The organism is Pseudoalteromonas sp. S1650 (assembly GCF_005887195.1).
Lineage (GTDB): Bacteria > Pseudomonadota > Gammaproteobacteria > Enterobacterales > Alteromonadaceae > Pseudoalteromonas > Pseudoalteromonas simplex.
The window spans coordinates 1-23,746 of the sequence record NZ_PNDF01000029.1 but is presented as its reverse complement, the minus strand read 5'-3'; the positions used below and the strand labels follow the sequence as shown (position 1 = coordinate 23,746).

25 protein-coding genes are annotated in these 23,746 nt (G+C 41.4%); 19 read left to right on the top strand and 6 right to left on the bottom strand.

All coding sequences use genetic code 11. The annotated features are described in order from the left end of the window. Positions 1-52 precede the first annotated feature (52 nt). The 8 genes from lptM (at position 53) to CWB80_RS10705 (ending at position 6,211) form a co-directional block, all read left to right on the top strand. Positions 53-232 (top strand): LPS translocon maturation chaperone LptM, encoded by a 180-nt coding sequence (lptM, locus tag CWB80_RS10740; RefSeq protein ID WP_138598962.1) that lies wholly within the window; start codon positions 53-55, stop codon positions 230-232. Then, a complete protein-coding gene (gene lysA / locus CWB80_RS10735; protein ID WP_138598961.1) occupies positions 233-1,486 on the top strand; it encodes a diaminopimelate decarboxylase in 1,254 nt (417 codons plus the stop codon). 64 nt (positions 1,487-1,550) lie between these two features. Continuing rightward, positions 1,551-2,381 carry a diaminopimelate epimerase gene (dapF, locus tag CWB80_RS10730; protein ID WP_054554658.1) on the top strand — a complete coding sequence of 277 codons (831 nt, stop codon included), beginning with the start codon at positions 1,551-1,553 and terminating at the stop codon, positions 2,379-2,381. Further along, positions 2,378-2,989 (top strand): DUF484 family protein, encoded by a 612-nt coding sequence (locus CWB80_RS10725; RefSeq protein ID WP_054554657.1) that lies wholly within the window; start codon positions 2,378-2,380, stop codon positions 2,987-2,989. The genes dapF and CWB80_RS10725 overlap by 4 nt, the downstream gene beginning before the upstream one ends. Beyond that, positions 2,986-3,939 (top strand): tyrosine recombinase XerC, encoded by a 954-nt coding sequence (locus CWB80_RS10720; RefSeq protein WP_138598960.1) that lies wholly within the window; start codon positions 2,986-2,988, stop codon positions 3,937-3,939. The genes CWB80_RS10725 and CWB80_RS10720 overlap by 4 nt, the downstream gene beginning before the upstream one ends. A 12-nt stretch (positions 3,940-3,951) precedes the next feature. Further along, positions 3,952-4,662: an HAD-IA family hydrolase gene (locus CWB80_RS10715; RefSeq protein ID WP_054554655.1), complete on the top strand. Its 711-nt coding sequence runs from the start codon at positions 3,952-3,954 to the stop codon at positions 4,660-4,662. 67 nt (positions 4,663-4,729) lie between these two features. After that, positions 4,730-5,842 (top strand): retropepsin-like aspartic protease, encoded by a 1,113-nt coding sequence (locus tag CWB80_RS10710; protein ID WP_138598959.1) that lies wholly within the window; start codon positions 4,730-4,732, stop codon positions 5,840-5,842. Between the two features lie 9 nt (positions 5,843-5,851). After that, entirely contained in the window at positions 5,852-6,211 is a 360-nt protein-coding gene (locus tag CWB80_RS10705) for a HopJ type III effector protein (protein ID WP_138598958.1), read from the top strand. 14 nt (positions 6,212-6,225) lie between these two features. On the opposite strand, the gene CWB80_RS10700 is transcribed toward CWB80_RS10705, so the two are convergent. Both CWB80_RS10700 and CWB80_RS10695 read right to left on the bottom strand, forming a co-directional pair. Next, a complete protein-coding gene (locus CWB80_RS10700) occupies positions 6,226-6,633 on the bottom strand; it encodes a GNAT family N-acetyltransferase (RefSeq protein ID WP_054554652.1) in 408 nt (135 codons plus the stop codon). A gap of 27 nt (positions 6,634-6,660) precedes the next feature. Next, on the bottom strand, positions 6,661-6,966 hold the full coding sequence (locus CWB80_RS10695) for a DUF6482 family protein (protein ID WP_054554651.1): 306 nt from the start codon (positions 6,964-6,966) through the stop codon (positions 6,661-6,663). An 80-nt stretch (positions 6,967-7,046) separates the two neighbouring features. On the opposite strand from CWB80_RS10695, the gene CWB80_RS10690 reads away from it, so the two are divergent. The 3 genes from CWB80_RS10690 (at position 7,047) to CWB80_RS10680 (ending at position 9,391) form a co-directional block, all read left to right on the top strand. Continuing rightward, the gene (locus CWB80_RS10690; RefSeq protein ID WP_054554685.1) at positions 7,047-7,733 is read left to right on the top strand and encodes a pseudouridine synthase; all 687 of its coding nucleotides are present in this window, start codon (positions 7,047-7,049) and stop codon (positions 7,731-7,733) included. A 68-nt stretch (positions 7,734-7,801) separates the two neighbouring features. Further along, positions 7,802-8,176 carry a BlaI/MecI/CopY family transcriptional regulator gene (locus CWB80_RS10685; RefSeq protein WP_054554650.1) on the top strand — a complete coding sequence of 125 codons (375 nt, stop codon included), beginning with the start codon at positions 7,802-7,804 and terminating at the stop codon, positions 8,174-8,176. A gap of 9 nt (positions 8,177-8,185) precedes the next feature. Beyond that, entirely contained in the window at positions 8,186-9,391 is a 1,206-nt protein-coding gene (locus CWB80_RS10680; protein ID WP_138598957.1) for a M56 family metallopeptidase, read from the top strand. Positions 9,392-9,469: 78 nt separating this feature from the next. Here the strand turns inward: CWB80_RS10680 and CWB80_RS10675 are convergent, their stop codons facing one another. Continuing rightward, positions 9,470-9,853 carry an MAPEG family protein gene (locus CWB80_RS10675; RefSeq protein ID WP_138598956.1) on the bottom strand — a complete coding sequence of 128 codons (384 nt, stop codon included), beginning with the start codon at positions 9,851-9,853 and terminating at the stop codon, positions 9,470-9,472. Positions 9,854-10,348: 495 nt separating this feature from the next. On the opposite strand from CWB80_RS10675, the gene CWB80_RS10665 reads away from it, so the two are divergent. Next, entirely contained in the window at positions 10,349-11,227 is an 879-nt protein-coding gene (locus CWB80_RS10665; RefSeq protein WP_138598955.1) for a DMT family transporter, read from the top strand. A 40-nt stretch (positions 11,228-11,267) separates the two neighbouring features. Here the strand turns inward: CWB80_RS10665 and CWB80_RS10660 are convergent, their stop codons facing one another. Both CWB80_RS10660 and CWB80_RS10655 read right to left on the bottom strand, forming a co-directional pair. Continuing rightward, the gene (locus CWB80_RS10660) at positions 11,268-11,585 is read right to left on the bottom strand and encodes a DMT family transporter (protein ID WP_138598954.1); all 318 of its coding nucleotides are present in this window, start codon (positions 11,583-11,585) and stop codon (positions 11,268-11,270) included. Next, complete coding sequence (locus CWB80_RS10655; protein ID WP_138598953.1) at positions 11,585-13,117, bottom strand: carbon-nitrogen hydrolase family protein; 1,533 nt, start codon at positions 13,115-13,117, stop codon at positions 11,585-11,587. The genes CWB80_RS10660 and CWB80_RS10655 overlap by 1 nt, the downstream gene beginning before the upstream one ends. 243 nt (positions 13,118-13,360) lie before the next feature. Between CWB80_RS10655 and CWB80_RS10650 the strand changes: the two genes are divergently transcribed. Further along, the gene (locus CWB80_RS10650; protein WP_138598952.1) at positions 13,361-14,452 is read left to right on the top strand and encodes a GGDEF domain-containing protein; all 1,092 of its coding nucleotides are present in this window, start codon (positions 13,361-13,363) and stop codon (positions 14,450-14,452) included. Here the strand turns inward: CWB80_RS10650 and CWB80_RS10645 are convergent. After that, the gene (locus tag CWB80_RS10645) at positions 14,449-16,731 is read right to left on the bottom strand and encodes a penicillin acylase family protein (protein WP_138598951.1); all 2,283 of its coding nucleotides are present in this window, start codon (positions 16,729-16,731) and stop codon (positions 14,449-14,451) included. The genes CWB80_RS10650 and CWB80_RS10645 overlap by 4 nt on opposite strands. Before the next feature lie 178 nt (positions 16,732-16,909). Between CWB80_RS10645 and CWB80_RS10640 the strand changes: the two genes are divergently transcribed. The 6 genes from CWB80_RS10640 (at position 16,910) to folX (ending at position 23,721) form a co-directional block, all read left to right on the top strand. After that, entirely contained in the window at positions 16,910-20,275 is a 3,366-nt protein-coding gene (locus tag CWB80_RS10640) for an ATP-binding protein (protein ID WP_054554642.1), read from the top strand. Positions 20,276-20,289: 14 nt separating this feature from the next. Further along, positions 20,290-20,916, top strand: coding sequence for a YceH family protein (locus CWB80_RS10635; protein WP_138598950.1), 627 nt, complete (start codon positions 20,290-20,292; stop codon positions 20,914-20,916). 67 nt (positions 20,917-20,983) lie between these two features. Continuing rightward, positions 20,984-21,820: an NAD(+) synthase gene (nadE, locus tag CWB80_RS10630; protein ID WP_054554640.1), complete on the top strand. Its 837-nt coding sequence runs from the start codon at positions 20,984-20,986 to the stop codon at positions 21,818-21,820. Between the two features lie 246 nt (positions 21,821-22,066). Beyond that, entirely contained in the window at positions 22,067-22,786 is a 720-nt protein-coding gene (gene folM / locus CWB80_RS10625; RefSeq protein WP_138598949.1) for a dihydromonapterin reductase, read from the top strand. An 18-nt stretch (positions 22,787-22,804) separates the two neighbouring features. Continuing rightward, the gene (folE, locus tag CWB80_RS10620; RefSeq protein ID WP_054554638.1) at positions 22,805-23,359 is read left to right on the top strand and encodes a GTP cyclohydrolase I FolE; all 555 of its coding nucleotides are present in this window, start codon (positions 22,805-22,807) and stop codon (positions 23,357-23,359) included. 2 nt (positions 23,360-23,361) lie between these two features. After that, positions 23,362-23,721, top strand: a complete 360-nt coding sequence (gene folX, locus CWB80_RS10615) for a dihydroneopterin triphosphate 2'-epimerase (protein WP_054554637.1) — start codon at positions 23,362-23,364, stop codon at positions 23,719-23,721. Positions 23,722-23,746 lie beyond the last annotated feature (25 nt).

The following is a 23,746-nucleotide window of genomic DNA, read 5'->3' as shown; positions in this document are numbered from 1 at the left end:
TTTAAATATTCTGTTACTCTGCGATTATAAAGCCAGCAACCGTATTAATCTAATGAAAGAGACTCATAGCCAAAAATTAAAAACCATTTTACCTCTAAGCGCCCTTCTAGTAACCCTAGCAGGTTGCGGACAAAGTGGTGCTCTTTATCTGCCAGATGATACTAAGCCGCCTGCAAAGTCTCAGCCACAAGCTGATCCATCCGAACAACCAGAGCAAAAACAGGACCAATAGATGGACTTTTTTAACTACAATAATAGTCAGCTGTTCGCTGAAGACATCGCTGTCAAAGAGCTTGCCGAACAATATGGTACGCCTTGTTATATCTATTCTCGGAAAACCTTTGAACGTCATTATCTAGCATTTGCTGAAGCTGCTAAGTCACATAAAAGCTTGGTGTGCTATGCCGTAAAAGCCAACTCAAATATTGCCGTGCTGAATATTTTAGCGCGACTTGGTTCAGGTTTTGACATTGTCTCAAAAGGTGAGCTTGCGCGTGTCATCCAAGCAGGCGGAGACGCAAGTAAGGTTGTGTTTTCTGGCGTTGCAAAAACCGCTGACGAAATTGCCTATGCACTTGAATTGGGGATCAAGTGTTTTAACGTTGAGTCAGTGGCTGAGCTTGAGCGTATTTCAAAAGTGGCAACGGATCTTAACTTAGTGGCACCGATTTCGATTCGCGTAAACCCAGATATAGATGCAAAAACGCACCCTTATATCTCAACTGGCTTAAAAGAGAATAAGTTTGGTATTGATATTCAAACTGCGGTGACTGTGTATCAACATGCAGCATCATTACCCGGTTTAAAAATTACCGGTGTAGATTGCCACATCGGCTCGCAGCTAACGGAAATTAAACCTTTCTTAGCAGCACTTGAAAAAGTACTGTCTCTTATCGAAGAGTTAAAAGCGGTTGGCATCAAGCTAACTCACCTAGATATCGGTGGTGGTCTTGGCGTGCCTTATAATGGCGAAACACCTCCTCACCCGAGCGAGTATGTTGATAAAATTACCGCTCGATTAGCAGGCTACCAAGATTTAGAACTTATTTTTGAACCTGGTCGTGCGATTGCAGCCAACGCAGGTATTTTAGTTACTAAAGTTGAGTTTATTAAACAAAACCAAGATAAGTTCTTTGCTATTGTTGATGCTGGCATGAACGATATGTTGCGTCCATCGCTGTATCAAGCTTGGCAAAGTATTGTGCCAGTTGAACCTCGCGCAGATGATACACCTACTCACAACTACGATATTGTCGGCCCAGTTTGTGAAACCGGCGACTTTTTAGGCAAAGACCGTGAGCTTGCACTTCAAGCCGGTGACCTATTAGCGCAGCGCAGCGCTGGCGCGTATGGTTTTACCATGAGCTCAAATTACAACTCACGCCCGCGTGTTGCAGAGATTATGGTGGATGGTCAGCAAAGCCATTTAATTCGCCAACGCGAAACCTTAGAAAGCCTTTGGCAAGGTGAGAAAATTTTACCATAAACGTTTTTATAACCGCCCTGCTCTGTGGCATGATTAGCTCAGAGCAAACCCGAATTAGAGCGTTATGTTAGTTAATTTTTCAAAAATGCACGGCCTAGGTAATGACTTTGTCGTTATTGATAACATTACTCAAAATGTTTTTTTATCACGTGATCAAATAAAGAAGCTGGCAGATCGCCATTTCGGCATTGGCTTCGATCAACTGCTTATGGTTGAAGCCCCTTACTCGCCTGATCTCGATTTTCATTATCGAATTTTCAATGCCGATGGTAACGAAGTTGAACAATGCGGCAACGGCGCGCGCTGTTTCGCCCGCTTTGTACGTATGAAGGGCCTGACCAATAAGCATAAAATTTCGGTTTCAACAAAATCTGGTAACCTCACGCTTTATATAGAGAAAGATGGTCAAGTAACGGTAAATATGGGCCACCCTAATTTTGAACCGAACAAAATTCCATTAAAAGCCAGCAAGCGTGAGCTGACCTATATTCTTCGCACTGAAGAACACACAGTATTTAGTGGCGCAGTGTCGATGGGTAACCCACATTGCGTGTTAGAAGTTGATGACATTCATACCGCAGAAGTCACCACCTTAGGCCCACTCCTTGAAAATCATGAGCGTTTTCCACAACGTGCAAATGTTGGTTTTATGCAGGTAATTTCGCAAGATCACATTAAACTAAGAGTGTGGGAACGTGGCGTTAGTGAAACCTTAGCCTGTGGTACAGGTGCTTGTGCTGCGGTCGTGGTTGGACAAATTCAAAGTAAACTTGCTAATACCGTACAAGTTGACTTACCCGGCGGCAGTTTACAAGTACGTTGGCAAGGCGAAGGCCACCCTGTACGAATGACAGGCCCTGCTGAGCATGTTTTTGATGGACAAGTGGCACTATGAGCAAACTAACAGAACAACAAATTGCTGACTATTTAAAAGCACACCCTGATTTTTTTATCAAAAACCCGGATGTGCTCGCTGAAGTTGAACTACAACAACAAACGGCGGGAGCAACGTCTTTGGTACATATTCAACAGCGCCAATTACGTGAACACAATACGTTATTAAAAAATAAGATTGAGCAGCTCGTTGAACAAGCAAAAGAAAACGAGTTAATTTACCGCTTATTTAGCGACTGTCATCGTCAGTTATGGACTAACTACGACTTTACGACACTGGCTAGCAATTTGCGCAATATTATCTGCACTAATCCATCCATTAACGAATGCCACTTAGTTAAGTACGATAAAAAGTTTGATGAATTAATTGCTCATCGCCTGCAAAACGACGGCATTTACTTGGGTCGAGTAAGCCAACAAGAAAGAGACTTACTGTTTTCAGACACGACTCAATCGACTGCCTTATATTTAATTGGTAACACAAAACACCCTGTGGCTATTTTGGCGTTTGGTAGTGATGACGTAAATCACTTCGAACCGGCAAAAGACAGCTTTTTTGTCCTTGAGTTTGTTCGCTCATTACAACTGCGCTTATTGGAACTTGCATGAGCGATGTGACGACGCCAGACATTGATGAATTAAGTGATGCTTGGCGAACACCTATCCAACTATTTGCAGACTACTTACGCTACGAAAAACAATACTCAGCGCACACAGTAAACCAATACACTAGCCAGCTAGGCTTCGCAGCTTTGTACTTTAGTAAACTATGTGAAGACTGGTTTGCTGTTCAAGGTGAGCATATTCGCCGTTACAGCATGCAAATGCGCAGCAAACAATTGAGTGGTCGCACAATCAGTTTAAAACTGAGCTGTATTCGCAGTTTATATAAATTCTTAAAAGCCAAAAATATCGCCAGTCAGGCACATTATCATAATCCGGCAGAGGCCATTAAAGGGCCAAAATTTTCCAAGCCTTTACCCAAAAATTTAGACGTAGATCAAATGGCTAAGCTACTAGAACTGCCAGATGATGAGCCTTTAGCTATTCGTGACAAAGCCATGATGGAATTAATGTACTCTTCGGGTCTGCGCATTAGCGAGTTAGTTGGCGCTAACATACAAGATATAAACCCGGCTGAAGGCGAAATTTTAGTCCGTGGTAAAGGTAACAAAGAACGCTTATTACCTGTAGGCAGCAAAGCGCTCAGTGCATTAAAAGCATGGCTGAAAATTCGCCCTCAATTTGCACATCCTGATGAAATAGCCGTGTTTGTTAGCAGCCAAAAAAAGCGAATTTCCGTACGCCAAGTTCGCTTACGGATGCAAGAATGGGGCATTAAGCAAGGGATCAGCTCACAAGTGCATCCGCATAAATTGCGCCACTCATTTGCATCACATATTTTAGAATCATCAGGGGATCTGCGTGCCGTACAAGAACTGTTAGGACACAGTAGTTTGTCTGCAACTCAAGTTTATACGCATTTAGATTTTCAGCATTTAGCTAAAGTGTACGATAACACCCATCCACGCGCTAAAAAGCGCTCAACATCAGAGTAAACCCTTGTCATTATGATCCGATTTAACCGTGCCCTATCGCCAGTTTCTGTTTTAAGTTTTGATTTAGACGACACACTTTACAACAACCATCCGATCATAAAATCAGCCTTGCAAGCACAAGCTGATTACCTCGAGGCATTAGACCAATGGCCAGCCGATAGCATGAGCTACTGGTTAACATGCCGCGATAAAGCTTTAAAACATGATGCGACTTTAATTGATGACGTTACGCGCTGGCGACAAGCAGCATTACACTATGCCATGACCGATCTGGGTTTTTCAGCAGAGCAAGCTCAGTTGCATGCCGAAAATGCTTATCAGGCATTCGCTGATGCCCGCAGTCAAATAACCGTTACTGATGAAGTACTTGAATTACTTACTAATCTCAGTAAACACTACCGCCTCATCGCCATCACCAATGGTAATGTCGAAGTAGAAAAGTTTAACCTTAATGGTGTATTTGAGTTAGTTTTACAAGCAGGCCCACACGGAAAAGCGAAGCCGCATAGCGCCTTATTTGATAGCGCAGCCAAACACTTAAAGGTGCCTCACAAGGAAATTTTGCACATTGGCGATAGCCTAGATACTGATGTGCAAGGTGCCAATAATGCTGGCTGCCAAAGCGTTTGGCTTAATAACCAAGCAACGCAATATCGTTATCAAGGATTAGCAGATATTGAAATAAGCAATATCATGGCGCTCAATCATTTAGTTAAAAAGTAACGACTTTAAAAAATGTGTTTTATGCTGAGTAAGTAAATAACAAAGATTAAATGATTGGGCAAAACGGATGAATGCTTTTCTTAAATTAATATTGCTATGCTCTCTTAGCTTAAACGGATACTTTATTTGGCAACTGTTTAACCCCGCGAAGCCAAAACAAATTGAGACTGTAGCAACCACTCCCATAGTCAAGAAAAGCGCGGTTTTACCAGCCCACTTTCAACAAGCTGTTGCGCTATTTAGCAACCAATTATTCGACAAAGCGGTGGCCGAGTACACCCAATTGCTTATGAATGAACCTCGCTATGCAAGGCAACTTAAACAAATTTGGCAACAACAACTTGAGACATGGCTTTCCCATCAAAAATTCACCTTAAGTGAGCAATTTTTAACGGCCTTTTTAAATAGTCACCCTTACGATGTCACCATGCTTGAACTTGAGGCAAAGCGTTTAATAGCACAAGGTGATACCCAACAAGGTATTATCAATTTACTGGCGCTTAGCAACCAGTTAGACAGCAATGATAAGCAACAACTTAACAAACAAATAGACGAGCTAAGCAAATCCTATATTGATGAACTTATTGCAACGCAACAATGGCAAGCCCTACTTAATATTAGTCAACAATGGCTTGATTACGCGCCTGGCAACGCGCATTACTTATATAACAATGCATTAGCTAGCTACCATTTAGAAGATTATGTCGCGAGCCAAATAACCCTAGATCAACTACCCGAAGATCATGACTATAAACAACAGGCTGAGCAATTACATCAGTTGATTCAACAAGCTCTCGCAGGTGTTGAAATTATAAAATTAACTGCTCGAGGTTCGCACTATTTGGTGAACAGTATCATCAACGATGATATCGAAACCGAGCTGATGATCGACACCGGCGCTAGCTTTACTGTAATTAACCAAACATTATTAAACTCGCTTAACACCCCAGCCAATTACCTTGGCACCTTACAAGTAAACACAGCTAATGGAATTGTTGAAGCAGAGCGTTATCAGCTCGAGTCGTTTCAAGTCGGTCAACAACGTATTCGTAATTTTGAAGTGCTGGTAATAGAAAATCATGTTGGCTATGGCTTGCTTGGTATGAACTTTTTAGAGAATTTTAAGTTTAATATCAATCAGCAAGTGAATGAGTTAGAGTTGATAAAGAACAATTTTTAAGGACAAGCAATGACTCTTAACGAATTTCTTGCGAAATTAGCAAGCACACCTCAGCAAATTGAGTTTACCGATACCATGGCGGTCATAGACAACAATTATGATTTTACCCCAAGTGGTTTTAACAATCATGGCCTGCTAAGCGCGGCAAATGAAAATAATGGCTCGTGTAAAATTTTTGCCTTTGCTAAGCTAAATCAACTGAGTAAACAAAACACCCTAGATTGCTTTGGCGCGTTTTATCGTGATGACGTATTACACAATCCTGAAGGGCAAGACCACATGAACATTCGCACCTTTATGCTTGCCCCTGAAGCGACCCCTTTCTTAGGGATTACTTTTACCGAGCAAGACGTGCTAAAAGCGAAGTGAGTAAAAGCCAATAGTTAAAGGCTTTTTTCCATAAAATAACGGCAGCCGTCGAGTGGGTAGTTACGCATTTCATATTTAACTAGGTAGCCGTTGTTTTCGTAAAAGGGTTTAGCTTGGAAATCGAGCGTATCAAGTTGTGCGGTGTTTGCACCAAGTGCTTTAGCTTTACTCTCTAATTCAGCGAGTAAGCGTGTCGCAAGTCCCTTACCACGCGTCTTATCATCACACCAAAGCCAACTAATAAGCAGCCAATTGCCAAATACCTGACCATGAATACCAGCAACCACACTGTTTTGTTTATTAACGAACTTAAAACCAACGGGAATACGCTCGGCATTAAAATGCGCGGCGTTGAAAGCCACAATATGTTCTCTAAGCTGGTTGTTTAAATCAGCTGAGTCATCACTTTTTAATTGATACATATACTCAGTATACGCTTATATCGTTAATCAGTATAAGTGGTTCTTACCATAAGGTACTTCGAGCATGTTGCTGGCCAGCTTTTCGGGCTGACCACACATCTCATCATAAGCACTAGTGTGGCGTAAAACCATATCACCATAACTTAGGTGATCGAGGCGCTTTTGAATGTGCAACGGGCTAATATCGCGAATAAACTCACCTTGCTCATCAGTAACATAATACTCAACGTTATTGATCAGCACAGACACCTGATACAGCGCCATTTCTAATGAATGAAGGATAACCTTTTGCAGTGGTTGGTGAGCTGCAAGCTCTGATAATTTGATAGGCATGTGCATTCCTCTTTGGTGGTGGAACTATTCATACGTGATTTTGATATACTGTGATCAAATTAATTGTACAAAAATCACTCATGCCAGAAAAAGTACGACTTGCTAAATTTATTGCCCATGCGGGTGTTTGCTCTCGAAAGCAAGCATCGCGCTTGATAGATCAAGGTGAGGTAACAGTAAATGGCCGTGCCGCAAATCATATAGATCATGTTGATGAGCACGATGATGTGATTGTACTTGGCGAAAAAATTTTAGCTAAGGCACCACTCACCTACTTTGCTTATCACAAGCCTGTTGGTATAGATTGCAAATTAAATGCTGATGACCCAACAAGCCTTATTCATAGCCTGCCTAAAACCACTCGCGTTTACCCAATTGGCCGGCTCGACAAAGACTCCCGAGGTTTATTGATTTTGACCAATGACGGTGAGTTTTGTAATCAACTGATCCACCCTGATTACCACCAACCCAAACGCTATTTAGTCACCGTTGATAAACCTCTTGATAGTGATTTTTGTAAAAAAATGGCGGGCGGTGTGCCTGTCGATAAACAAATAACCCTCCCTTGCACGGTGACTCAAGTCAGCGAAACACAGTTTTGCATCGTCTTAAAACAAGGTTTAAATCGGCAAATACGTAAAATGGCTCGTTTTTGTGGCTACAAAGTCATCGACCTTTACCGCACAGATATCGCAAAACTGTCACTCACCACGCTGAATTTGCCCGAAGGACAAATAGTCAGTATCAAAAAAAGTGACATTCTCTAACAAAAAAGTTTGCATTAATTGATTACACGTGTAATCTTTAATTAAAGATTACATCTGTAGGCATAAAAATGATTGAACTTTCTAAAGCTGAATTCGAAGTATTAGATGCAGTATGGCTTGGCTACCCAGCCACAGCTAGTGAAGTAATTGCGCGTTTAAGTGACGATAAAGAATGGCACGAAAAAACCATTAAAACGCTACTAAGCCGTTTAGTTAAAAAAGGCGCTCTTAGCTTCGAGAAACAAGGCCGCCAATATAACTACACTCCTTGCATCGCCCGTGAAGAATACACATTAAAAGAAAGCCAAAGCTTTATTGAACGCTTCTTTAATGGCCGTATTGCGCCACTGGTGAGTGGCTTTGCTAAATCAGAGCAACTCTCGCAACATGATATTGATGAGCTGAAAAAGGTCATTGATGATTGGGAAAAACAGCAAAAATAAGGCGTTGTTATGTTAGATGCATTTTTTAATTGGCTGTTAGATCAACAACTTTTGATCTCATCTGCAATTATGTTTTTATTGCTGCTAGAGCGAAAGTTACTAAGCCAGCTATCGGCACGCTTGGTTTATACACTGTGGGCGCTTTTACCAATTAGTTTATTGTTAGCGAACCTACCAGAGCACTTAAAGCCAATTCAAAACGACTTTATCAGTAAGCTGACTATCACGCCAAACACAGCAATAATGCCACAGTTTACGCTCACTTGGTTTGCTATTTATGGCTTTATTAGTGCCGCACTGCTGATCACTGCCGTATATTTTCATTACCGTTTTCTAGCGAAACTGCAGTTAGCGCCAATTACGCTTGATCATCACAGCAATCAAAGTATGCGCTTATACCAAAGCAACCAAGTGAGCTCACCTATGGTTGTTGGGGTTTTAAATACCAAGTTAGTGCTGCCTACAAACTATCAAAGCCACTACGATAACCATGCTTTAGCGCTTATTTTAGAGCATGAATCAGTGCACATTAAACGCAAAGATAACCTAATTAATGCCATCGCTTTAAGTGCCACTATTTTGTTGTGGTTTAACCCTGTCGCTTGGCTTGGTTATGCAAGTCTGCGCCGTATTCAAGAGCTTTCATGTGATGAGCAAGTACTCAAAAATAAATCAACTGAACAACGAATTTTATACAGTAAGGCATTAGTGCACTGTGCAAGCTTTAGCAGAACAGGCTTAATGGCTTATTCACAATACGGAGATAAAAACACCATGTTACAACGTCTAAACCAAATAAAGCAGATCGACAACAGCTCATTTATCGCAAAAACAGCGTTAGTTATTTTTACAGCGGGCATGCTTAGCAGCTTTGCGATTGCAAAACAGCCGATGTCAGTTGAAAAGACAAAAGACTATCAAGCGGTTATGCGTGTAGAGCCGATATACCCTATTCAAGCTGCAGAGCAAGGTATTAGCGGTTCAGTCGTTTTGAAATACGATATTTTACCAAGCGGCGCCACCAGCAATGTAAGTGTGGTAAGTGCAGAGCCTGAAGGTGTTTTCAATCGAGAAGCGAAAAGAGCCTTAAAAAAATGGCAGTATGCGCCGTCTGAATCCGGCTTTAAAAACGCATTAGTACAACTCGATTTCGCCTTAGACGAAAACTACCAAGCAAAGGATTTAATAGAGAAAATTAAAGTTAGCTCTAAGTAAAAGCAATCACTTAAGACCCTAAAGCAAGCGCCTTATTTAAGCCGCTTGCTTTGTGGTTTTTGACTATTTGCTCTATCGCTAAAGACAAAGAGCAATCATAGCCACAGCACAAACATAGCCAACAAGCCAAACTAATGAACGTAAAATATCCTGGTTTATGTAGTAGAAAATACAATACAACACACGGGCAATAACATGCATAATCGCTAGGGTCTCAGTTACCTGATAGACATTATTGCTACCTATAACGACTGCCAGCGCGACCGCAAAAATAATCAGCGATTCAAAGCTATTTTGATGTGCTGCCAACGCACGAGCACCAAAGCCGGTTAGTTTAGCTTGTTGCTCGCGAGGGTGCTTATTGTCGTAGCCTGCCAACTTATTTTGTGCAAAAGCCACAGGCGCTTTGGCTAAATAGGGTATGAGTACTGCGATGAGTGCGCAGATAATCAGTGTGGTCATGATATTTCCTTATCTTTTAACTATAATACCCTACCCTAGCGTAAACAAAAAAAAGCCGCTACTTAAAACAGCAGCGGCCAGCAATAGCATCATTGTCACTATAGTCTAAAGTCAGCATAAAAGCCCTGCGGCATATTGTCACAGCTGAGTTTTTCTCAAGTTGGTCGATAAGCTGATGCTCTCATACTTTGGTTTTGTTACTATATACCCAAGCCTCCTCAAGATGCAGAATTCAGCGTTTCACAGGAGCTTAATATCAAGGCGGTACTTTGCAAGAATGGCAGTCCCTTTTAAGAAGTAACAACGATGAGAGTAAGTGCCTGTGAAGCGCCCAAAGGGTTGGTTTAAAAGCGATTTATACTGCGTTATTGATTTTAACAATAGAACCACTATTATTTGCAATCAATGCCTTGCCTAAATCGCTTTTAATTCCAACTGAAACTCACATCTTGAGGTGGCTTGGGTATAAATACTCCTCATTAATTTATTTTCAATATGACTTGGATTTTCTTAACTATTTTTGCGGCATTTATGCAGTCTTGGCGCAACGCTCTGCAAAGTAAACTCAGTGCAACAGTGAGTGTTGCCGGGGTAACACTTGCTCGCTTTATCGTTGCCAGCCCAATTGCTGCCCTGTATTTATTTGCACTTTATCAGTATCAAGACGCCGCACTTCCTGATTTTAACCTAGCTTTTATTGGCTACATTGTTGGTGCCAGTATCGTCCAAATCGTTGCCACTGGTTTGATGGTAAAACTGTTTAAAATGAATAACTTTGCTGTCGGCGCAGGGCTTGCCAAAAGTGAAGCGCTAATGGCGGCCATTTTAGGTGTTATGTTCTTTGGCTCAGCACTGTCGTTACTGGGCTGGGTTGGCGTATTTATTGGTGCAATTGCGGTACTGCTATTAAGTGGCATCGCGAATGTTAAACACTTTAATTTGGGCACCGCACTGCTTGGGCTTGCTTGCGGCACTTCTTTTGCTCTCTCTTCATCATGGATCCGTGAAGCAAGTTTAAGTTCAGGGCTGACTTTTCCGCACTCTGCAGCTTGGGTGTTAGTGCTGATAATCAGCTTACAAACACTGATGCTATGCGTGTACATTGCATTCAAAGAGCGCGATACTTTTAAGAAAATGTGGCAACACAAAGGCACCACGACCGCTGTTAGTATTTGTAGCTGTTTAGGTTCTATTGGTTGGTTTAGCGCCATGAGCTTGCAGCATGTTGCTTATGTAAAAACACTGGGGCAGATAGAAGTATTCTTTACCATTATGGTATCGATTCTTTGGTTAAAACAGCCGTTAAAACGCCAAGACACGGCGGGGCTTGTGTTAATTGCACTGGCTGCCATTCTTGTAATGCTACCCAATTAGGCTTATTCCTAGTCATTAAAAAAGCGGCTATGCCGCTTTTTTAATGGCTAATCTTTAGGGTTATTACACCACTAATTATCAACAGTACTCCGGCAATGCGGCCAAAAGTAGCGGCATCCCCATAAAATAAAATACCAACCAAGAAAGTGCCAGCAGCACCAATACCTGTCCATACTGCATAGGATGTCCCCATCGGAATATCCTTTTGCGCCAACCACAACATAAAGCCACTAGCGACCATAAAGGCGACGGCTATTGCAATGCCTAACCAGCGACTGTCTGCCTGTTGAGACATCTTAAGGCCAACAGGCCAGCCAATTTCTAACAGCCCTGCGACAATTAAATACGACCACGCCATTATTGATCTCGCTTTTTCAAAATTACATCATATAAATCTTCACGGCGGTCTTTTAAGTTTCTTACCGTACCTTCACTGTGAAGGATTTTCAGTTTATCCATATCTAAATCACTGAATAACAACATTTCGGTATTCGGTGTTGCTTCATTCAAGGTTGCATCATGCGGGAACGAGAAGTCAGAAGGGGTAAGCACTGCTGATTGCGAATACTGTACATCTAAGCTTTCTACTTCAGGTAAGTTACCAACAGAGCCTGCAATCACAACATAACATTCATTTTCGATTGCACGTGCTTGCGCACAATGACGAACACGTAAGTAACTATTTTTTGTATCTGTCCAAAATGGCACGAACAAAATATCTAATCCTTGCTTAGCGAGAATACGCGACAGCTCAGGAAACTCTACATCGTAACAAATTTGAATACCGACACGACCCGCATCCGTTTCAAATACCGCAATTTTGTCACCACCTTGGATCACCCAGTCATTTTGCTCGTGAGGGGTAATATGAATTTTACGCTGCTCATCAATTTTACCGCTACGGTGGCACAAATAGCTGACATTATAAATCTTGTCGTCTTCAGCGAGTGGCATGGAACCGGTGATAATATTGGCATTGTATTCAACCGCCATGCGTGACATCGCATCACGGAAGGTTTCTGTGTATTCGGCCAAATAGCGAATCGCTTCCGTTTGATTACTTTGCTCGGTAAGACCCATTAACGGGGCATTGAAAAACTCCGGAAACAGAATAAAGTCACTTTTATAATCTGATACTGTATCAACAAAATACTCCACCTGCTTAAGCAGCTCTTCAACAGACTCAACACAGCGCATTTGCCATTGTACAGCACCGACACGGACAATTGATTTAGTCGACTCAAGTACCGTTTCTGTCGGCTCAAACATAATGTTATTCCACTCTAGTAAAGTGGCATAACCAACTGACTCCTGATCTTCAGGAAGGTATTTTTTAAGTAAACGTTTAACTTGGAAATCATTAGATAGCTGAAAGCTTAAAATCGGATCATACAGCTCTTTGTGGTCAACTTTTTCGATGTACTCCATCGGAGACATCTCTGCACTATGATTGTAATAGCGCGGAATACGTCCACCCGCTAAAATAGCGCGCAAGTTATACTGACGGCACAGCTCTTTACGCGCATCGTATAAGCGACGACCCAGTCGCATCCCTCGGTGAGTTGATGAAATCACCACATCTAAACCATAAAGTGCATCACCTTCAGGATCACTAAATACACGGTCGTGACCATCAACAATATCTTCGTAGGTATGTGGATTAGAAAAGCGCGCGTAATCAACCTGTACACTCAAGGCGATGCCTACTAAAACACCATCGTCTACAATGCCTATTTGCCCTTCCGGAAACTGGTCTATTAGCCTAAAAATAGTATGGCTTGGCCAAGCACCTCCAAGCCCTGGGTAAGCTTGATCCATGAGGGTCTTTATTTGTGGGTACTGTTCTTTAGTTAGATTACAAATCTCTAAATGCGTTTTTTCCGCCGGCATAACTACTCCTTTTTAGGCACGAAAATATTATCAGGCAAACGGCAAGCCGATATCAATGATGGTTTGATTAGAGTGGCATTAATTCACAGTCCTGCCAAGCTTAAAGCTTAGCAAAAACGAAGTGAACTGGTGTTTAACCCCGATTAAATTAAATGAATTAAAGAAACAGAAATCTCTTTAATTCTTCACAGCCTAAATTTTAATCTATACTAGTTTTTACACCTAGCTGTCTAAGAGGTCCGGTTGCTAAAACATCTCTTAAAACAACCTAAGCAATCAGAGTTACAAGAAATAGAGCATGTTAAGTTTCTTATTATTTTGAAGATTGCTTACTTTGCACTCGCAGTCCACGTTGTGCTAATTCCCGTTTTCGCTCACATTGGTGCAGTTACTTTGGCAATAGTAAATGTTCTAAGTGTGTGTGCATGGGCTGGGGGAATTTTTCTAATCAAACAAGGTTTAACCTCCTTAGCTCTTCGTGTGTTTTGTCTTGAAGTTGTTATTCACTCAACCATTGTTTGTGCAATGCTTGGCTTAGATGCAGGATTTCAATTTTATCTATGGACTGTGTCTTGCCTGTTAATGATCGACTATCAACTAACTTTAAAGCGAGCTTCTTTGTATAGCGTGTTAATGATCATTGCTTTTGCATTGTTGTATGTGTTTTTTTCAAATACAAACTACCCTTTTGCTTACTCTGAACTGCTCCCCCATATTAAAATAATTAATATAATTATTGCTGGCTTACCTATGATTTATGGCATGGGTTTAATTAGAGAGATTACTCTTTCACAACGACTAGAGTTAACGGAAATGGCAGCCCGGGATCCTCTTACAAAACTTTTCAATCGCCGCTTTGCTAAAAGGCTAATTATGAATGCACGCAAAAATTGCATAAATAATAACAGCCCTCTTTGCATGGCCATGGCAGACATCGATCAGTTTAAAAGAATCAATGATAATTACGGGCATGATAAAGGTGATACTATTTTAGTGAATATTTCACGACTCATCAGTGAATTCATGAGCGAGGATGATATTGCAGTTCGTTGGGGCGGAGAAGAGTTTTTACTAATACTTACTCAATCTAATGAACGCCAAGCCTTTGCAAAAATTGAAGCTTTGCGTACAAAAATAGCAGTATTGGAAGCTCACCCTGACTGTCCGGATTTAAAAGTAACTATGAGCTTTGGTTTAATTGAATGGCAACCCCTTACTCCCATAGAAAAAATGCTGCAGTATGCAGATTCAGCGCTGTATGAGAGCAAGCACTCTGGCCGTAATAAGACCACGATAGTGCATGCTCAAAGTACATTTTTTGAAAATGAAGATTAATTAATTGCCTCAATAGTAATGCTATGTGCAATCTCTTGCGGCAATAATGGCGTTAAACCATTACTGACATAATCGTTAAACCCGGCACGATAAAATTCTGACAATGGATGCCCAGATTGCCCACCCGGAATAGCCATAATCGCTTTATCTAAATGCCCTGGTTGAACAATAAAGCGCTGCGAAGCACCAAAACTACGCCCTTGTACTGAAGGCATAAAGGTATCACCAAACCCAGGCGCCGTAGGCATATTCAATAAGCTTTTAAGTACCGGTATTTGCTTGGCAAATGGGTGCTCAATCACTAACTCGTTGACCTTACCCCACTCCCAGCTGTGCGGGTTGTTACCGTACTGCTCGGTTAGTTTAGTGATAACGCGATCAAATGCAGCTAGCATTTGCTGATTCCAGTTTGCATACTCTGGGTTTAACCATGCTTCAGGCTGCGCTTCGATAAGTTGCCAAACAGCAGGCTCTAAGTCTCGTTTTACTGGTTTTAAGCTGCTGTCGAGGGCTTTTAGCTTATTCTCTAATGGACTAAATAAACCATTAATTACTTCACTGCGGTAACGCTTTACTAAGGTATAACCAATTGAATCGCTACAAGCACACGCCTGCCAATTATTTAGCTCTTTTAAATACAGCGCATATTTATCGCCTGCGTTGCTGAGCTGTTTGACCAGCAGTTTATGCCAAGCTGTTAAGAATCGAGCTTCATTATCATGTTGTAAGTCATAAAAATCTTGTTCGTTGAACTGTTGCTTTTCAAATAATCGATCGCGAATTTGTGCCGAGCGAGCCCCCATGGCATAAGCACCATTACCAAAGCGCTGGTCATCCTCTGCGGAAACAACGCGTGAGTTGCCCGTCCATAATCGGCCACTGTCTGGGTTTTTAACAAATGGACGCAGCGTTTCGTTTTCATGCCACGCTGCAGGATACGCTTGCTCAGCCACCGCTAATTGATGGGGCTCTTTACGGGCTGGAACGGCTCCCATATTCTTCCAAGCGGCGTTCCCTTGATCATCAACAACCATTAAATTTTGGACAGGAATACCCACCTCAGCCGCAAGCGCTAGTGCATCATCAACCGTACTTGCTTGCTCAAGCTTAAGTAATTCCATATCAACCGCATACTCATGGTGAGCAACCCAACTTAGTGCGTATGGTTTGCCATTAATTTCTTTTACTGGGCCATATTCACTCATGGTTAAAGCATAATTTTCAATGCTGCCGTCATTGAGTAAGATGGGTTCATCTATCTGCCACGTTTTCTCTTTACTCTCAAGGGCTATCCAATCGGCTGTATCTAAATAACCATTGGTGAACCCCCACGCTATTTTATTATTGGTACCAACTACAATTGCTGGAGCGCCAGGTAAAGACACACCGGTGATTTGCTGCATTTCACCATTGAGTGGATAATTGAGCTGGGCACGGTACCAAATGATTGGTACTGCAAATGATAAGTGCATATCGTCTGATAACATTGCAGCACCAGTTTCAGTTAACTGCCCAGTAACTGCCCAGTTATTACTACCAAGCTCCTTGCGCTCTGCAATCTCAGTCATAGCCCATTGAGCGTCTTTGAGATTTGGAATACCGCCGTTATAAGGTGCTAATAGGCTGTTATCGAGCGCCGCTTGATAAAGGCTAGGCTGAGTAATAAAGTCGACCATCGCCTTACCGTATAGATCTTCGATTTCGATCAGTGTTTTGTCGCGTTCAAAGGTAGCCGTTTGCAAATCTAAATACATACTAAAAATGATTAGTAAGCTGTCTTCACTTTGCCAAGGTTTTGCTTCAGCGCCAGTCAGTAAATATTCAAAACTATCGAAACCTACTTGCGCATGACCCTCATTAACCCCATTCGCGTAAGCTTTTAATAGCGCTTTATCTTTTGCTGGTAACTGCGCAACAGCAATCTGACTACGTTTGCGTAACTGATGAAAACGCATTTTTTTATCAAGCCCAACAGCAGCTTTACCAAATAATTCACTAAGCTCACCTGCGGCATTACGGCGCAGTAAATCCATTTGAAAGAATCGGTCCTGACCATGCGCAAAACCAAGAGCATAGGCTACATCTAAACGGTTTTCGGCATGAATAACAGCCTGCCCTAAAGTGTCTCGTTCAATCTTCACTGATTGCGAAATAGCGTCGCTTTTACCCCGGCCATCAAGAGCCGGTAAACTTAGATTTAATACACCATAAACAAGCCCTGTTGCGAGTAACACCACAACGAACAAACCTATTAATAACCATTTGATTATCTTGAACATGCCATTTACCCTTGCGCTAAAGTAACACTGTATTAACCTGCTATATTAACCTGAGTTTTGTGAAAAAATAGTGTTGCTATCCAAATATTTAAATTTAGTTTTCTTGATTAGCTGGTGATTGTTAATTGCCTCAGAAATTGTCTATAGTAGGGAAATAGTTTAGAAATCAATCTTTCTCATGCCATTAGCAACTGAAACCGATAATAAAAAACTGCAAAAACTAAAGTTAGCCTTTTGGTTTTCACTTGCGCTAGTTATTGTAATTGGCTTAATCATCGATCAATTAAACTATAGCCGAGAAAAAGATGCGTTCCGTGCTCAGGAGATTGCGCGAGTTAGCGCTTACCGTGCAAAGTTAGAGGCGACTCTAATCTCTAATATTCAACTTGTTCGCGGCCTTGCCGTCGCAGTTGCTGCTGAGCCAAATTTAAATCAAAGCCGCTTTTCTCAAATTGCCACGCCATTATTCGAAACCTCTTCAGAATTAAGAAATATCGGCGCTGCACCAAACATGATCATTCAGATGACTTACCCACTAAAAGGAAATGAGAAATCAATTGGTCTCAATTTTCTAGAAAACGCCGCGCAGCGAGACGATGCAATTAAGGCGCGCGATGAAAACAAAATTGTCATGGCAGGCCCCTTAGAACTAGTACAAGGCGGTCAAGCCTTAATAGCTCGCATGCCTATTTTTACACCACCAGAACAGCACTTTTGGGGATTACTTTCTGTCGTACTCGATATTGATAAAGTTTATAACAATTCGGGGCTTCTAGCTTTAAATAAGCACTACGACATAGCGTTACAGGGTCGAAACGGGTTAGGTGCTGAGGGGGAATTTTTCTACGGAAATAGCGCTATTTTAAATGACACACCACTTAATTTTGGCATTAATTTCCCTGGCGGGAATTGGCGTATGTATGCTGTTCCGAAAGCAGGTTGGCATCCACCAAAATCAGCCATTTGGCCGTTACGTATCGCCATAATTATCGTATGTATATTATTTGCGGGTGCTTGTGTGTTCTTTTTAAAAATGCTCGAGCGCCAATACAAAAGCGAGCGAATGCTCGAAACAATGAGTAGCCTAGCAAAAGTAGGTGCGTGGTCATTTAATCTCGAGACCAAAGCTGTTTATTGGTCAGATATGACTAAACAAATCTTTAAGTTGCCACTCAATAAACAACCACAATGGCCAACCAATCTCGACTATTTTAAACCCGGTTACAGCCGTGACAAAATTCGTCACTTAATCGAAAAAGCGATAAAAGAAGGTGAAAGCTTTGAAACTCAAGTGCAAATAATCACAGTATCAGGCGAAGCTATCTGGGTTTTAGCGCATGGCGAATCTGAATATAAGAATGGCCGCTGCATCAAACTATTTGGATCATTACAAAACATAGATGCTCGCAAACGTGTTGAGCTTGAAAACAATAAAATTGCCTTGCACAACGAAATACTTGCCTCATTAACTGTTCACGAAGCCGTCTTAACGGGTAACTTAAACTTATCTAAGCATGTAATTGTAAAAGCGATATGCCAAGCACTAGAGGTTGATCGAGCAAGCATTTGGTTATTTAGCGAAGACCGACAAACGCTTAACTCGTTTGCTAGTCATGATCAAAATCAATCGCGTTTTAGTCGGGCAGTGTCGTTACAGCAAATAGAACACCCTAACTATTTTGATGCCATTAACAATAACGCCGTTATAAATGCGAGTGATGCATATCACCACCCGTTTACCAAGGAGTTAGCTAGCAATTATTTTGATCGCGCTGATATTCGCTCCATGCTTACTGCAATCATTCCGACTGGGAGTAAAAGTATGGGAGTGGTGTGCGCAGAGAACAGCGCATCAAGACGACATTGGAGTAAAAACGAGGAAAGCTTTTTAATTGCAGTTGCGGCACTTATTGGTAGCTTACATGCAAGCCAACAGCGTATAGAAACTGAACATCAGCTAGTTCAAGCGAAAAATGCAGCAGAACAAGCAGTAAAAATAAAAGGTGAATTTTTAGCAAGTATGAGCCATGAAATCCGCACCCCGATGAATGGGGTTATTGGCATGCTTAATATCATTAAACAAACAAAATTAGATAAACAACAAAGCCATCATCTTGAATTGGCACAGTCATCAGCAGAGTCATTACTGCATATTATCAATGATATTTTAGACTTTTCAAAAATTGAAGCTGGTAAGCTCGATATCGAAAACGTGAGTTTTAATATATCTAAACTTCTAGGCGATACCATTGAATCATTTGCTATAAAAGCAGAGCAAAACAATACCAAACTGTTACTAGATGCAACTCATATCAAACGTGAATTTATCATAAGCGACCCAAATCGTATTAGGCAAATCATCAATAACCTAATAGGTAATGCAGTTAAATTCACAAAAGACGGTGAGATAGTCGTGATAGCCAAACTTGAAACTGCTGATAACGAGTTATATCTGAATTGCTCTGTTGTTGATAATGGCTTAGGCATAAAACCAGAAAAACAAGCAACTCTTTTTGATTCTTTTACTCAAGCTGATGCTTCAACTACCCGGCAATATGGCGGCACAGGCCTTGGTCTTGCCATTGTTAAACAGCTTTGTACTCTAATGGGCGGCGATGTAAATGTTGTCAGTTCTTATGGAGAAGGCAGCACGTTCAATTTCTCAATTAAAGTAAAATTTGACTACCAAAAGCAGCTGCATGAGCCAAGTCACTTAATTGATAAAAAACGCATTTTAATTGCTGACAACTGCAAGCTCAGTAGCAGCATTACTAAAAAACAATTGCAATTATGGGGAGCAAAAGTTGAAGTTATTGGCAATATGCCAAGCTTAATTAACCGTGCAGCCCACTCTCAAGAGCCACCTTGCGATGCAGTTTTTATAGATTACCAACTTTATATGCAAGCAGAACAATCAGAGCAACGAGCGTTCCAAAAATATTATAATAACAATGCATGTAAATGTATTTTAATGGCACCTATGAGCCTAACTGAAGAGCAATCTAAACAAACTTTAGAAGCGCAAAGTATTATATTTAAACCTTTAACCCCTTCAGACTTATTTAACTCTTTGGCTAACGAAAAGTACATTGAACAACAACAAGTAAATAAAGAACAAAGCATCGCTAAAATTTCCATGCCAGCTTCGAGTACATCATCTCGCGTCTTATTAGTCGAAGACAATAAAGTTAACCAAGTGGTTGCTGGCGCCTTACTCAAACAAGCAGGTATTAGTTTTGACATTGCTGAAAATGGTCTTGAGGCAATAACAAAACTAGCAAATAATGAGAATGCCCCTTACGAACTAGTGCTAATGGACTGCCAAATGCCAGAAATGGACGGCTATCAAGCAACAAAGGCAATAAGATTAGGAAAAGCTGGCGAAGCACATCAGAAAGTCAATATTGTTGCACTAACTGCCAATGCAATGCAGGGTGACAAAGAACGCTGTTTAGATGCTGGCATGGATGATTATTTAACAAAACCCCTTAACTTTGACTCATTAAATAAAAAATTAGCAATTTGGCTAAGTGCAGCACATTAAAGAGAAATAAAATCATGCAATTATCATCGATACAACAACGCGTTATTGGCTGTTTACTCGAAAAGCAAAGTACAACACCCGAACATTATCCGTTATCTTTAAACTCCCTCACTAATGCATGTAATCAAAAATCTAACCGTGAACCGGTGCTGTCTCTCACTGAGGCGCAAGTACAAGATACCCTAGATGAGCTTATTGCATCACGCTTAGTAACTCTTGATGAAGGGTTGTCAGGGCGGGTTAATAAATATGCTCACCGCTTTTGTAATACCGAATTTGGCAGTTTGCAATTTACTGAGCAGCAACGCGCCATTATTTGTTTACTGCTGCTACGCGGCCCACAAACACCGGGAGAGCTAAGAACGCGCAGCAACCGACTAGCTGAGTTTAGCAATGTCAATGAAGTTGAAGCCGCATTAAATACACTCATTGAGCAAGAACATGTTGCACGCTTAGCACGAGAGCCAGGCAAACGAGAGAGCCGCTATATGCACTTATTTGTTGACCCAGACAGCATCACTGAGGATATGGCTGCTAGTGAGCCGATGCAGGATAACAACAGTGAAGTGCAACAATTACTGAGCGAAATCGAAGATCTTAAGCAGCAAGTCAACGAAATAAAAGCGCATTTAGGTCTTTAATAAAAACCGCGCCCATAACATAATGTAAAAAACGCTGACAACCACAACGAAAAATAGGAGCTCTACCATGCGTGCCGACATTCTGGCGGAAATGAAAGTCCAACCAACTATTGATGTAAAAGCGGAAATTACCCGTCGCGTTAACTTTCTTAAAAGCCGACTTACTGCTGCGCACTCTCGCTCACTTGTATTAGGGATCAGTGGCGGTGTTGACTCATCAACCTGTGGCCGCTTATGCCAATTAGCGGTTGATGAATTAAACCAAGAACTCAACACCAACAAATATCAATTTATTGCAGTTCGCTTACCTTATGGTGTTCAAGCAGATGAAGATGAAGCACAAATGGCTGTTGATTTTATTAAGCCAAGCAAGCGTATGACGGTTAACATTAAAGCGGCTGTCGATGGCATGCATGAACAAGCAATGGCCGCGGTTGTTGGTGGTGGTGCTGAATTACCAGAGCAAGCTAAAATTGACTTTATCAAAGGCAATGTGAAGGCACGCCAGCGCATGGTTGCGCAGTATGAAATTGCTGGTTTCTGCCAAGGCTTAGTGGTTGGTACCGATCACAGTGCTGAAAACATCACGGGTTTTTACACCAAGTTTGGTGACGGTGCATGTGATTTAGCGCCGTTATTTGGTTTATCAAAGCGTCAAGTTCGTGCACTTGCTGAGCATTTGGGAGCACCAGCAGTACTGGTAAATAAAGCCCCAACGGCCGATTTAGAGTGTGATCGCCCAGGTCTGACTGACGAAGAAGCGCTAGGCCTCACTTACGATCAAATTGATGATTTCTTAGAAGGTAAAGACGTCAGCAATGAAGTCGAAGAAAAGCTAACAGCAATTTACTTACGTACTCAACATAAACGCCAAGCAATCCCAACCGTTTACGACGAGCTTTAAGGGTAGTTTAAACATTGCGAGGGCAATAATAATTGCCCTTTTCTACTCCTCCCGCACCCCTTAGCAATATTCAGAACCTTCAATCACTGATTATCAGCTTCACAAAATGATCTAGAGCATCATGCCTGACGTAAAAGTTAGCAACATGATTGCAGTAAAGATGAAATAGTTCTGTAATTTGGTTTATAGTTGTTACAGTAAATACATTATATTTCAAATCAAAAATCTAAGGTTTTATATTAGCTTATGTCATCGCCCATCTTAATTACCGGCGCAGGCCAACGTATTGGACTCGCTCTGGCCGAGCACTTATTATCGCAAGGGCAAGAAATCATAGTCACTTATCGTACCCGCCATGCAGCAATTGATGTGCTTGCAGGCAAAGGCGCTATTTGTATCCATGCAGATTTTAATAGTGACCAAGCTATCGGGCACTTTATTGAAGAATTAAAAGCGCATACCAACCAGCTCAAGGCAATTATTCATAATGCATCTAGCTGGGATTGCGAAGCAAATAATCACGATTACGCTGACCTATTTGATAACATGATGCGTATTCATGCCAAAGCGCCCTATTTAATTAATTTAGCAGCCTCTGACTTGCTACTGCATTATCAGCAAAACAGTGGCCAAGCCGCAGATATTATTCATTTAACTGACTATGTTGTTGAAAAAGGCAGTCCTAAGCACCTTGCTTATGCAGCAAGTAAAGCGGCGCTTGATAATTTAACAAAGTCGTTTGCCGCTAAATTTGCACCGGCCATTAAAGTGAATGCTATCGCTCCCTCGCTGATCATTTTTAACGAGCACGATAGTGACGAGTACAAAGCCAAAACATTAAAGAAATCGCTAATGGGCATTGAGCCCGGCTGCGCCGAGATTATTAACAGCGTAGAACTATTACTAAGCAGTCACTACATTACAGGTCGTTCTATGCCTGTTGATGGTGGCAGACATTTAAAATAACGAATTACTGAGAAAGCTATGCACGATGATTTAAAAAACAGTTACCAACAAATAATTACTGCGGTAGGTGAAGATCCTGCTCGTGAAGGATTACTCGACACACCAAAGCGCGCTGCAAAAGCAATGGAGTACCTGACTAAAGGTTACCGTCAAACATTAGACGAGATCACCAACAATGCGGTATTCACTTCAGACGCCGATGATATGGTTTTAATCCAAGACATTGAGCTTTACTCTATGTGTGAACATCACTTATTACCGTTTGTTGGCCGCTGTCATATTGCTTATATTCCTAACGGCAAAGTACTTGGTTTATCGAAGTTTGCGCGAATTGTTGATATGTATGCGCGTCGTTTTCAAATTCAAGAACAATTAACTCATCAAATTGCTAAAGCGGTTGAAGAAGTAACTGGTGCGAAAGGTGTTGGCGTAATCGTTGAAGCAAAACACATGTGTATGATGATGCGCGGCGTTGAAAAACAAAATTCAAGCATGCGTACATCAGTTATGTTAGGTAACTTCAGAGCCGATCCAAAAACCCGTAACGAGTTTTTACAACTAGTTAGAGGGTAATGATGGCCAACGCAATTATTAATGTCACTAACCTCAGGCTACGAACCTTTATTGGTTTTAATCCTGAGGAACGTGAGAAAAAACAAGATGTAGTGATTAACTTAGAAATCCACTACCCTGCAGATCAAGCCTGTGAAACTGATGCGGTTGATAAAGCACTAAACTACAAGACTATTACCAAAGAAGTGATCAGCCTTGTAGAGGAAGGCCACTTTTTGCTGTTAGAAAAATTGGTTGCTGAGATTTTAGCAATTTGCCACCAGCATCAAAGTGTTCACTATGCCAAAGTGCGCGTTGATAAACCGCACGCGCTGCGCTTTGCAGATTCAGTATCACTGACTCTTGATTGGCAAAAAAGTTAAAATTAGGGCGTGTTGACCTTTGTGG